The sequence below is a fragment of the Collinsella aerofaciens genome, from assembly GCF_039836695.1.
Lineage (GTDB): Bacteria > Actinomycetota > Coriobacteriia > Coriobacteriales > Coriobacteriaceae > Collinsella > Collinsella aerofaciens_BD.
The window spans coordinates 100,815-112,778 of record NZ_JBDPAC010000002.1 but is presented as its reverse complement, the minus strand read 5'-3'; the positions used below and the strand labels follow the sequence as shown (position 1 = coordinate 112,778).

Here is an 11,964-nt window from a genome sequence, read left to right as displayed (position 1 = left end):
GAACAACAGATTCGATGCGGGAGTGCCGGCGGTGCAAACCACAAGGCTGAGAGGGCGTGGGGCCCAATCCTTTGAACCTGTCAGTTAATGCTGGCGTAGGGAGCATGCCGCCTTTACAGGGGCGCTGTCTATGCACAGCGCCCCTTTTCTATGCCAAGGAGGCATGTGCAGTGATTGATTCGGAACTGCTTAAGCAACATATGGTCAAGGCCGTAGAGGAAATTCGCGCCACCAATCCGATGGCCGGCTCCATCACCAACACGGTGACGATCGACTTTGTCGCCAACGCGCAGCTCGCCGTGGGCGGTTCGGCCGCCATGGTCTATCTGCCCGACGAGGGCGAGGCACTCGTTGCCGGCGGCGGCGCCATCTATCTCAACATGGGCACGCTCTTCCCCATCTACGAGCAGACGATTCCCCGCGCGGCGAAGGCGGCACACGACGCCGGCAAGCCCTGGGTGCTCGATCCGGTGGGTCTGGGCATCGGTAGCCTGCGCACCAAGCTGGTAAACGAGCTCAAGCAGTACAAGCCCGCCATCGTGCGCGGCAACGCCTCCGAGATTATCGCACTCGCCGGCCTGTGGGGTCTTGAGGGCGAGGCGGCTGATCTGAGCCGCGTGCGTGGTGTCGATACCACCGACACGGTCGACGCCGCCCGCGATGCCGCCGTGGCGCTCGCTCGCCACACCGGTGGCGCCGTTGTGGTCTCGGGCGAAGTCGACCTGATCACCGACGGCACGACGGTGGCCAAGTCCCACGGTGGCAGCCCGCTCATGTCCAAGATCACCGGTTGCGGCTGCTCGCAAGGCGGCGTGCTGGCTGTGTACGCCTGCGCTGCCGACCCGTTTACGGCCGCCGTCTGCGGCACCGCCGTCTACAACGTTGCCGGCTCGCGTGCCGCCGCTGTCGCCGACGCCCCGGCAAGCTTTAAGGTCGCCTTTATCGACGAGCTCTACCGTGCGAGCGCCCGGGACATCGCCAACAACCAGCTCGACCTCGAGGAGGCATAGGCCATGTCCGAGCCCGCAACCAATGCCGGCATGAACACGCTCATCGCTGTGGCCATCGCCCCGTGCGGCACCGGCGATGAGCTGTCCGCCGAGGTCGCCGAGGTCGTGCGCGTCATTCGCGAGAGCGGCCTTCCCAACCGCACCACCTCGATGTTCACCGAGATCGAGGGCGACTGGGACGAGGTCATGCAGGTCGTGCGCGACGCAACCTTTGTGTTGGCGAGCAAGGGCATCCGCACCGAAGTCGTGCTCAAAGCCGATATTCGGCCCGGATTTACCGACACCATGACCGGCAAGCTCGAGCGCATGGAAGCGCAGATCAAAAAGCAGGAGGAAGCACGATGAGCATCCGCGACAACCTTGATATCTCGGCCTATCTGGTACTCGGCCCCGAAAATACGCTGGGACGCCCCGTGGGCGATGTGGTGGCCCAGGCGCTCGACGCCGGCTTTACCTGCATCCAGGTGCGCTCCAAGGTGGCAAGCGCCCGCGAGATCATCGCGCTGACCGGCGACGCCGCGCAGGCAATCGCACAGGCTGGCAAGACCGGTCAGGTCGCCCTGTTAATCGACGACCGTCTGGACTGTGTACTCGCCGCGCGCGAGCAGGGTATTGCCGTCGACGGCGTGCACGTGGGCCAAAGCGATATTCCCGTCGAGGTCTGTCGCAAGCTGCTGGGCCCCGACGCCATCGTGGGCCTTTCGGCCCGTTGTGAGGAGATGCTCGAGTACGTCAAGACCGCCGACATGAGCCTGGTCGACTACCTGGGCATCGGCCCGCTCCACGAGACCGAGACCAAGCGCGACTGCGGACGCGCGGCCGACGGCTCTATCATCACCAAGAGCTTTGAGGACCTGGCCGCACTCCACGCGGCAAGCCCCGTGCCCATCGTGGTGGGCGGCGGCGTTAAGACAGCCGACCTGCCGCAGCTTAAGGCCACCGGCGTCAACGGCTTCTTTGTGGTGAGCGCCGTCTGCAGCGCCGATGACCCCTACGCCGCGGCCAAGGAGCTTGTCGACACCTGGCAGCAGGCATAGCCATAAGCCGAGCAGCCGATTCGCAGCCTCACATCTTCAGCAATGGAAAGCGCATCCCAGTTTGGACCTCCATTCCGGGATGCGCTTTCCACATGCGACCCTTACCCCGCCAGATACGCTTCCAACGCCGGCAAAGTCGCCTCCGCATCGCGGCGACCAATCTGGTAGATGCGCTCAAGTTCATCGGGCTCACGACACAGCGACGGCACCTTCACCGATTCGCTCGGACGCACCACAAAGATATCGCCGGCGGCCTCACGACGCGCCAAATCATCGAGCGTGGCATTGTAGACCTCATGCCGATGCTCAAGCGCTGCGACAAACTCCGGATAGTGACGGAACACGCGACGCAGCATGGGCATCACGCTGTTGGGCTGCTTCACAAAGCCCGCCGGCTGCGTGAGCACCACGATATTGCGATCATACCCCTGCGCAAACAACCATGCGCTGGGAATAGAATCGGCCACGCCGCCATCCAGGTACTTGCGGCCCTCAATGGCGACAGGACGCGTCGCCACAGGAATCGCCGACGACGCCCGGATCCACTCGATATCGCGCTCATCGCCATAGGGCAGGTCGTGGTAGACGGCCTTGCCCGTCTCGATATCGGTACACACGCACGTAAACCGCATGGGGCAGGCGCGATATATCTCCAAATCGATGGGATCGCGCTCGATGGGCACCTCGTGATAGGCAAAATCGGCATTGAACATATCGCCGGTCCGCAGCCAGCTTGCTACACCCGCATAGCGCTTATCGGCACAATAGGCCTTGTTATAGCGAATGGCGCGGCCGATCTGGCGCGATTTAAAGTTGTAGCCAAACGCCGCGCCCGCCGAGACACCCACCATATGGTCGCAAGTTAAGCCGTGCTCCATCCAAACGTCGAGCACGCCCGCCGTATACATACCGCGGTAGCCGCCTCCCTCGAGTGCCAGCCCCACCGTGCGCGTCGTATTTGACTGTGCCATGCGACCATCTCCGTCCCCACAAATTCAAACGGGACAAGTATACCCGTCAACATATATCGTCCCAGTCGCATTTTTATCGAACATCGCATCGTCGCGCTACCGCTTGTCGAACAATAGCCGCCCACAGCATGTGCACCCATATATAATTGTGCACTATTGTTTACACTACTCAGCTGTTATCAACAGCGAACATTAGCCGGCAAATTAACTCAACAACGCGGCAAGGCGGGGGCCTGGATACATGCAAAGCGCTGAGCAACGACGCGTGTACACAACGAGCTCGCCCGACGCAATCCGCCCCGACCTCAGAAAGCCACTTAGAACATGGAAACTGTCAGCAATTACACCGAAACGCTCGAAAAGACCGTCCGCGACCTTCTCGAGCGGCAGGAGGATCTGATCAGGACCGCCTTTACCGACCAGCTTACCGGGCTTGGCAACCGTGGCGGCTTTGCCCGTTCCCTCGAGGAGCTCTGGGAGCAGGACGCCCCCGTTACCATGGCGTTCATCGATATCGACAATCTCAAGCACTGCAACGACGTCTTTGGACATGACGAGGGCAACCGCTATATCTTGCAGGTAAGTCTCTATCTTAATCTGTATATGAAGGTGGGCGAAGCGGCGTTTCGCATAGGCGGCGACGAGTTTGCCATCCTATCTACGATTGCAACCGAGGACGACCTCGCCGAACGTCTGAAACACTGCCGAACGGTTCTGCTCAAAAACAACGATTCCGAGATGCCCCACTCGTTTAGCTACGGAGTGTCACATGCCGACCCCGCCCTGGGCGAAGCTTCCAATCGCATGACGCTCGATGCCGACCATCGCATGTACGACTACAAGCTACGTCATGCCATGCACCTCGATCGACGCAATATCACGCAAGTTCACGCCGACGACTTCGAAATAAGCGATCGAATTTTTGACGCCTTTTCGATGCTCAATGAGGGCCGATATTTCTTTATCGAGAACTTGGACAAACATCGCACCCTTTGGTCACAAGGTGCCTTGCGCGATCTTGGCCTTCCCTCGGAGCACATAGACAACTGTCGCGATTACTGGAAAACGCGCGTCCATCCCGACGACCTTGAGGCCTGCATCAACGACATCGACCAAGTCTACAACGGCACCAAGCACCGTCGCGTCATGCAGTATCGTGTGCGCAACGCCGTCGGCGACTGCGTCCTTTGCCGTGCTCGCGGGTTTCGTATCGACGGCGACGGAAATGTCCCCTCGCTCTATGTCGGCGAGCTCGTCAACCACTCACTTGCCGAAACCGTCGACGCCGCCACAGGCCTCGGAACGCAGCGCATGCTGGCCAACGCCATCGACGCCTGCCGCCGCGATCGTTGCGAGACAGGGCTTATAGCGGTGCGCGTTCGTGGCACGACAAAGCTCAACGAGCTCTACGGGGCCGAGGCCGTCGACAACATGCTTGCCGAATACGCAGGCCGTATGCTGTCGATCACTCGCGGCAGGAGCCGGGTCTACCGTTCACGAAGCGTTCAGTTCGTCGTGCTCAGCAACGACCTAGACCACGAGGCATTCGAGCAACTGACCCGCCACCTTAAAGAGGCCGTTTTCGCTCCTGTTCGAATCGCAGGCGACACCATTACTCCCGTCTGCCTTGTCGTCCCGGCCTTTTACGAGCACTTAACCCATCAAGCGACCGCCGTTTTAGGCGAACTCAACCGTCGCCTTCGCACGGCCGGCGGGCTTGTTCCCAACGACAGCCTCCCCATACCCGAGGCTGAGCGCAAAAGCGCCATCGCCGAACGTATCGACTCGCTCACGGGTCTCTATCGACCCAGCGAGTTTATGCGGCGCGCCAACGCTTTTCTCGAGGCAAGACGCGACGGCGCCTGGTGCATCGCCACGGTCGACATGGGCCACATGCGCCTGTTTAACGAATGGTATGGACAGGCCGAAGGCGACCGCCTGCTTGCCGATGTGGGCACGGTCCTCAAGGACATCGAGAATGCCGACATGGGCGTCGCAGGGTACTGGGGCCAAGATGACTTTTGCGTACTCATCCCCTTTAAGCACATCGCCGTCCATCAAATCTACAACCGCGTTCGCGAGGCAGTAGCCAGGTATGATGGCGGCGTAGGTTTTTGGCCGTCCATGGGCGTTTACCCCATCGACTCCAATGAGGAGATCACCATCGATGCGCAGGCAAAGGCCATGTTTACCAATCGGCGCGCAAAAAACGACTTTAAGGAGCGCATTGCCATTTTCTGCCCCGCGGAGTACGAGCGCGAAGTCGCGTTCCACCACACGCTGACCGAATTCCAGTACGCGCTCTCAGATGGTCGTATTACCTACCACTTGCAGCCCCAGGTCGATATGGAAACCGGTGAGATTATTGGCGCCGAAGCACTCACCCGCTGGATTGACAAGGACGGCTCTCTCATTTCGCCCGCAACGTTTATCCCCGCACTCGAGGAAAGCGGCTTTGTGGTGACGCTCGACAAGTACATTTGGCAGGGTGTCGCCTCGTGGCTGCGCGAGCGCATCGATCGAGGGCTTCGTGTGGTTCCGGTTTCGCTTAATGTGTCGCGCGTGGATATCCTTGCCTGCGACGTTGCCGAGCATATGGGGGCGCTCGCCGCCCAATACAACCTACCGCCCGAGCTCATGCGTATCGAGATCACTGAGACGGCTTATACGGGAGAGTCCGAGGCCGTGGACAAACTGACGGCCGACCTGCACACCCGCGGCTTCTCGACCTATATGGACGATTTTGGCACCGGTCAGTCCACGCTCGCGATGCTCAAGAACGTCAACGTCGACGTCATCAAGCTCGACCGCGCCTTTGTACCCACCGATCGCGATCAAGGCCGCAGCACGCAAATCATTTCATCGATGCTCGAAATGGCGCAGTCGCTCCATCTGCCCGTCGAGGTCGAAGGCGTCGAGACAAATGAGCAGGCGAACATGCTACGACAAATGGGCGCCCGCTACGCTCAGGGCTTCCTCTACTACCGCCCCATGCCGGCGAAGGATTTTGAGGCATTGCTCGATGGTGGCAATAACAACTGATACGCTCGCGCGCAAAACGCCACCGCCGAAGGGGGAATTTGCCTCCATTAGCTGACTTATATCCCCAATTCAAACCGAATTGGGGATATGATACAAACCATTGTTCCGCCCAAGGAGGTTATCCATCATGAACGAGTCATATCGCCTGGGTGAGCAATTGATTATTGCCTATCTCCAACGACTTGCGAATGGCATCTCGACCGCCGAACTCGATGTTGCCGCGCTGCCTGCTGAGCTACGCGCCGTTGGTGAGCAACTGCAAAAGACACATGCCATCCTGCAACAAGAGCGCCAGCTGCTTGAGCGCAACGCCTATATCGATCCGCTCACCAACTTGGGCAACCGCAGCGGACTCGACCGTCACGTCGAGCAACTCTGGCGCAAAGGCGACCCCTTCACCTGCGCCTATATTGACATCGACCATCTCAAGCATTGCAATGATAGGTTTGGCCACGCCGAAGGCAATCGCTATATTCTGAGCATCTGCCGCACGCTCTCCGAAACCATGGAGCACGATGAGATGCTGTTCCGTATCGGTGGAGACGAGTTTGTGCTTATCTCGCTCTCCGCAAACGAGACTGAACTCGAGCAGCGCTTGGAGCAGGTACGTGCCGGGCTGATCGAGGCGAACTCAGATGGCAAGGCGCCCATGATCGCCAGCTTTAGCTTTGGCTGCTCGCGCGTCGATCCACTTGCCGGCGACACGCGTCGCCAGATGACGATGGATGCCGATCGCAAGATGTATCGCTATAAGCTTATGCATCGTGTACAGCAACCGGAAAACAATGACGCGCCGCAACGCCCAATCGTCGATCAGCTTCCCTGCAACGACCGGGTGTTCCAAGCGATCTCCATGAGCTCCGAGACGCGCTATCCGTTCATCCTTAACCTCGATACTGGAGAATCGCAATGGTCGGTTAACGCCGTGCGCGATTTTGACCTGCCTTCCCAGCACCCTTTTAACTCACTCGACATGTGGCTCGCCCGCGTTCATCCCGAGGACCGCGACAACGTACGCGCCGAGCTCGACATGGTGATAAACGGCACGTGGCACTTCCACTACATGCAGTATCGCGTAATGGATGCCACCGGAAAATACGCGCTTTGCGACTGCACGGGCTACCGCTTGGACGGCACCGATACCGAGCCCAGCATGTATGTGGGCATTATCGTCAACCGAAGCCTAGCGGATACGACCGACTCGGTAACGGGCCTGGGCGATGTCCACGCGCTGGTCAACGCTATTGGAGAGATGCGCCGCGTGCCGCACGAGGCAGGCTTTATTGCCATTAAGGTCGACGATATCGCCGAGGTCAATGCCCGCTTTGGATTCGATGCAGGCGACCGCGTGCTCGCCGAAAGCGCCGCCTGCCTCATGGATTGTTCGCGCGGCAAGGGCCGCCTGTTCCGCTCGACGGGGCCGACATTCGTGGCACTCTTCGATGAGCTCGGCCCCGAGGCGATCGACGAGATCGCAAGCGACATCGAACGGTTCCTGGGTTCCCCCGTACTCATCGGCTCGCTTGAATATCAGCCGCCCATTCGCGTGGCCACGCTTCATCTGGACGCTGTCGATCGACAGCCCGTTTCCATTTTGAACGAGCTCAAAGCGTTGCTTAAAGAGGCACCGCAAGTACCAGGCACCAAGCTGGACTAGCGTCATGGGGCGCGATGTGAAACACAAGCCGTTTCGCATCGCGCCCCATGCCATCTACCCTCTCGTGCGATAATCCTCCGCAGAAGTCACCGACAGCAGAGGGAGTTTGTGATGAAGGTTCTTTTGGTCAATGGCAGCCCCAAGGCAAACGGCAACACCGCCCGCGCACTCGCCGAGGTCGCCGAGCAGCTCAATGCCGAAGGCATTGATACCGAGGTGTTTCAGCTGGGCGCCAAGCCCATTCGCGATTGCATCGGTTGCGGCCAGTGCGGCAAACTTGGCGGTCGCTGCACCTTTGACGATGACGTGGTGAACGAGCTCATCGCTGCCGCCGAGCAAGCAGATGGTTTTGTCTTTGGCTCACCCGTCTACTATGCGCACCCCAGCGGACGCATCCTTTCGGCCCTCGATCGCGCCTTCTATGCCGGAGGCAAAGCCTTTGAGCACAAACCCGGCGCCGCGGTCGCCGTCGCCCGTCGCGGCGGCACGTCAACCACGTTCGATGTGCTCAACAAGTACTTCACCATTAAGCAAATGCCCGTAGTTGCTTCCACCTACTGGAACAACGTGTTTGGCCGCGTGCCCGGCGACGCCGATGGGGACGCCGAAGGCCTTGCCACCATGCGAAATATCGGCAAAAACATGGCGTGGCTCCTGCGCTGCATCGAGGCAGGACAGGCCGCCGGCATCAACGCACCCGAGGCAGATCACGCAACGACCAACTTCATTCGATAGAGCGGCGGAACCATGAATATTCAAATCTTCGGGACTAAGAAGTCCTTCGACACCAAGAAGGCACAGCGTTATTTTAAGGAGCGCCGCATTAAGGTGCAGTTTATTGACCTTAAGGAAAAGGAGATGAGCAAGGGCGAGCTCACGAGCGTGATGCAGGCGGTCGGCGGTATCGACAAGCTGCTCAACCCCAAGGCCAAGGACGAGGAGACGCTCGCGCTCATCCAGCACCTCACCCCTAGCCAGCGCTTCGACAAGCTGCTCGAGAACCAGCAGGTCTTGGCCGAGCCCATCGTGCGCAACGGCAAAAAGGCCACCGTCGGTTATTGCCCCGATGTATGGGGAGCCTGGGAGTAGCCTGTGTTATTTGCCGGCGCGTGGGTATAAGAGCAGGCGTTTGGCATATGATTCAACTGTAAGCCATGTCTAACAAAGGAGGGCACATGCCCAACAAACCCGTGAAAATCATCATGCTTACCGGATACCTCGGTGCCGGCAAGACCACGCTGCTCAACCACATCCTCGCTAACGACGGCGGTATCCGCGCCGCCGTGATCGTCAACGATATTGGCGAGATCAATGTGGACGCCAGCCTCATCGCCGACGGCGGCCTTTCCGAGACCGACGACCTCATCCCGCTCACCAACGGCTGCATTTGCTGCACGCTTTCGGACGACCTTGCTAACCAGCTGCAGGGCATCGCCGATTCGGGCAACTTCGATTACATCATCATCGAGGCCTCGGGCATTTGCGAGCCCATCCCCATCGCCTACACCATCTCGAGCTTCTGCGACGAGGCCAAGGTGGGCGGCGAGCCTAAGCTCGCGCTCGACAACATCGTGGCCGTGGTCGACTGTGCCCGCATGTACGACGAGTTCAACGGCGGTCGCGACCTGCTGGCTGAGGATATCGACGAGGACGACATCGAGAGCCTGCTCATCCAGCAGATCGAATTCTGCTCCACGCTGATCCTCAACAAGACCGATACCGTGACGCCCGAGCAGATCGCCGAGCTCAAGGCCATCGTGCGCAGCCTGCAGAAGGACGCCGTGATTGTCGAGGCCCAAAACGGCGAGGTCCCCATGGAGGAGCTGCTCGACACCGACCGCTTCGACTTTATGCGCGCCTACAACTCCGCCGCCTGGATCGAGGCCATGGAGCATCCCGAGGAGCACGACGACCCCGAGGTGCTCGAGTACGACATCGAGACCTTTGTGTACTCGCGCCGCAAGCCGTTTGACCTGCAGAAGTTCACCAATTTTGTTGAGCAGGAGTGGCCCGACGAGGTCATCCGCGTCAAGGGTCCGCTGTGGCAGACCGGCGATCCGGACATGTGCTACATGTTTGAGCAGGCCGGCCACCAGATGCGCCTGATGGAGAACGGCCTGTTTGTCGATTCGGCGCCCGAGGGCGAGAAGCAGAAGATCATCGACGAGAACCCCGAGATCATGCAGATTTGGGACGACGAGACGGGCGACCGCATGACGAGCCTGTGCATCATCGGCCGTCACATGGACAAGGATGCGCTCATCGCCTCCCTCGATGCCTGCCTGACCGACTGGCACCGCGCCTAGGTTTATCCAAGCGGGCATTTTTCCGCCTATGTAACCGCCAAACCACCACGAAGGTGCTCTTCGTGGTGGTTTTTCGTTCTGAGCCAAGGAGATTCATGTTCAACATTGTGCTGTATGCGCCCGAGATTCCGGCCAATACGGGCAATATCGGCCGTACCTGCGTGGTCACCGGCGCCCGCCTGCATCTGGTGGAGCCGCTGGGCTTCTCGCTCGACGACAAAACGGTACGTCGCGCCGGCCTGGGCTACTGGCAAAACTTGGACGTGACGACCTATGCCGGCTGGGAGGATTTCCTTGCACGCAACGGTCTCTCCCCTGCCGACGAGCGCCTACATCTGCTGACCAAAAAGGCACGCCGCACCTATGCGCAGAGTACCTACCGCGACGGCGACTACTTGGTCTTTGGCAGCGAGAGCTCGGGCATTCCCGAGCCACTGCTTGCCGCGGCGCCCGAGCGCTGCGAGCGCATCCCGATGCTGCGCGATTGCGACTCGCTCGATAACGCCGAGGCTTGGGAAGCCCACGAGGAATCGCTCGGGCATACCGAGAACGGCCATGAGGCCATCCTTCAGCAGGATATCTGCGGCAACTTCGTCAACCCGGACGACTACCGCATCAGCGCACTCAACCTCTCCAACAGCGCCGCCATCGTCCTCTACGAAGCCCTGCGCCAAACAGCCTTTCCAGGAATGTGACAAAGGAACTGTCCCTTTGTCACATTCAAGCGCCACGCCGATAGCACACACGCCTAATTGATGCTCAAGATAAAGAGCCCTCACTTTTAATCAGAATTAACTAAAGTAAAATGAATTTAAACGGCGGTGTGAAAGGAGAGCCTTGTGGAATATCTCGAGAACCCGTTTACCCCCAGTTTTGGTGAGGTTCCTGCCCATCTCGCTGGCAGACAACAGATTATTCGGGATTTGGACCGTGCCTTCTTGAGCCAGCGCAGGCGCCCAGAATTGACATCGATCTTCTCAGGCGCACGTGGAACCGGTAAAACCGCTCTCATGTCGTCGCTCGCGACAAGGGCGGAATCCCACGGCTGGATAGCCGTAAAGACGACCGCGCTCCCGGGAATGCTTGAGGAAATCGAGTTCGGGGCGAAACGTGCCGCAGCCCATCTCATCGACCCGTCCAGCCACTTCGAAGTCACCGGTCTCGGAATTGCACCGCTCGGCAGCATCGAGGTCAATCGCGTTCACGATGCCTCAACCTGGCGTTATCGCATGAGCGACATCATCGACCAGCTGAACGAGGCTGGCACCGGTCTGCTCGTTACGGTTGACGAGGTGGACCCGACACTCGACGAGATGATTCAGCTCGCAGCGTCGTATCAGCACTTTGTGACCGATGGGAAACGCGTCGCCCTGCTCATGGCGGGACTTCCCAACAACGTATCGACGCTACTGAACCACAAGACGGTCTCGTTCCTTCGCCGCGCCCAACAATATCATCTGGGTCGCATTGCCGACTATGACGTGCGCGAGGCCTTGATTCGCACAATTCAGGAAAACGATCGCCTGGCAGATGCTGAGGGAATCGATAGAGCCGTTCGCTCGATCTCTGGTTTTCCCTTCCTATTGCAACTCGTAGGCTACCGCGCCTGGGATCTCACAAGCGATTCGAAGGAAATCTCGTCACGCGACTTTGACCTGGGAATCAAAATCGCGCGCGACGAGATGGACGACCGAATCCTCGCGGCAACCTATCGGGAACTCACTGCAGAGGACAAGCGATTCCTCATCGCTATGCTCGATGACGAGGAAGAGACCACCACTGCTGACCTTGTCGAGCGCCTTAAGCGTTCGCCGCAGCAGGTCTCCCGCTACCGACGCCGCATGATAGATGCCGGCATCATTGGAGAACGCGGGCGCGGAATCGTCGCTTTTGAATTGCCATTCTTCCGCGACTATCTCGCCGCTCAATGCGTGAAATAGG

The 11,964-nt window shown here is 59.4% G+C and carries 11 protein-coding genes and 1 riboswitch; of the genes, 10 read left to right on the top strand and 1 reads right to left on the bottom strand.

Going from position 1 to position 11,964, the window contains the following annotated elements:
• Positions 1-8 precede the first annotated feature (8 nt).
• Positions 9-119: riboswitch (TPP riboswitch) on the top strand.
• A gap of 51 nt (positions 120-170) precedes the next feature.
• Genes thiM through ABG996_RS01755 form a run of 3 tightly spaced genes read left to right on the top strand, consistent with a single transcriptional unit; the run spans position 171 to position 2,047 of the window.
• Positions 171-1,010 carry a hydroxyethylthiazole kinase gene (gene thiM, locus ABG996_RS01765; protein WP_347478215.1) on the top strand — a complete coding sequence of 280 codons (840 nt, stop codon included), beginning with the start codon at positions 171-173 and terminating at the stop codon, positions 1,008-1,010.
• A 3-nt stretch (positions 1,011-1,013) separates the two neighbouring features.
• On the top strand, positions 1,014-1,355 hold the full coding sequence (locus tag ABG996_RS01760) for a thiamine-binding protein (RefSeq protein WP_006234516.1): 342 nt from the start codon (positions 1,014-1,016) through the stop codon (positions 1,353-1,355).
• A complete protein-coding gene (locus ABG996_RS01755; RefSeq protein WP_195544247.1) occupies positions 1,352-2,047 on the top strand; it encodes a thiamine phosphate synthase in 696 nt (231 codons plus the stop codon). The genes ABG996_RS01760 and ABG996_RS01755 overlap by 4 nt, the downstream gene beginning before the upstream one ends.
• 101 nt (positions 2,048-2,148) lie before the next feature.
• Here ABG996_RS01755 and ABG996_RS01750 read toward each other — a convergent pair whose 3' ends face one another.
• Positions 2,149-3,018, bottom strand: coding sequence for a patatin-like phospholipase family protein (locus ABG996_RS01750; protein ID WP_347478214.1), 870 nt, complete (start codon positions 3,016-3,018; stop codon positions 2,149-2,151).
• Positions 3,019-3,342: 324 nt separating this feature from the next.
• Between ABG996_RS01750 and ABG996_RS01745 the strand changes: the two genes are divergently transcribed.
• The 7 genes from ABG996_RS01745 to ABG996_RS01715 all read left to right on the top strand — a co-directional run bounded on the left by ABG996_RS01745 (position 3,343) and on the right by ABG996_RS01715 (position 11,963).
• Positions 3,343-6,060, top strand: coding sequence for a bifunctional diguanylate cyclase/phosphodiesterase (locus tag ABG996_RS01745; protein ID WP_347478213.1), 2,718 nt, complete (start codon positions 3,343-3,345; stop codon positions 6,058-6,060).
• 127 nt (positions 6,061-6,187) lie between these two features.
• Positions 6,188-7,717 carry a diguanylate cyclase domain-containing protein gene (locus ABG996_RS01740; protein WP_347478212.1) on the top strand — a complete coding sequence of 510 codons (1,530 nt, stop codon included), beginning with the start codon at positions 6,188-6,190 and terminating at the stop codon, positions 7,715-7,717.
• A 111-nt stretch (positions 7,718-7,828) separates the two neighbouring features.
• Entirely contained in the window at positions 7,829-8,452 is a 624-nt protein-coding gene (locus ABG996_RS01735; RefSeq protein ID WP_347478211.1) for a flavodoxin family protein, read from the top strand.
• A 12-nt stretch (positions 8,453-8,464) separates the two neighbouring features.
• Positions 8,465-8,806: an arsenate reductase family protein gene (locus tag ABG996_RS01730; RefSeq protein ID WP_022093957.1), complete on the top strand. Its 342-nt coding sequence runs from the start codon at positions 8,465-8,467 to the stop codon at positions 8,804-8,806.
• A gap of 86 nt (positions 8,807-8,892) precedes the next feature.
• On the top strand, positions 8,893-10,023 hold the full coding sequence (locus tag ABG996_RS01725) for a GTP-binding protein (RefSeq protein WP_138341106.1): 1,131 nt from the start codon (positions 8,893-8,895) through the stop codon (positions 10,021-10,023).
• Positions 10,024-10,118: 95 nt separating this feature from the next.
• Positions 10,119-10,718, top strand: a complete 600-nt coding sequence (locus ABG996_RS01720; protein WP_347478210.1) for a tRNA (cytidine(34)-2'-O)-methyltransferase — start codon at positions 10,119-10,121, stop codon at positions 10,716-10,718.
• A gap of 144 nt (positions 10,719-10,862) precedes the next feature.
• Positions 10,863-11,963 (top strand): ATP-binding protein, encoded by a 1,101-nt coding sequence (locus tag ABG996_RS01715; RefSeq protein WP_347478209.1) that lies wholly within the window; start codon positions 10,863-10,865, stop codon positions 11,961-11,963.
• Position 11,964: the final 1 nt, after the last annotated feature.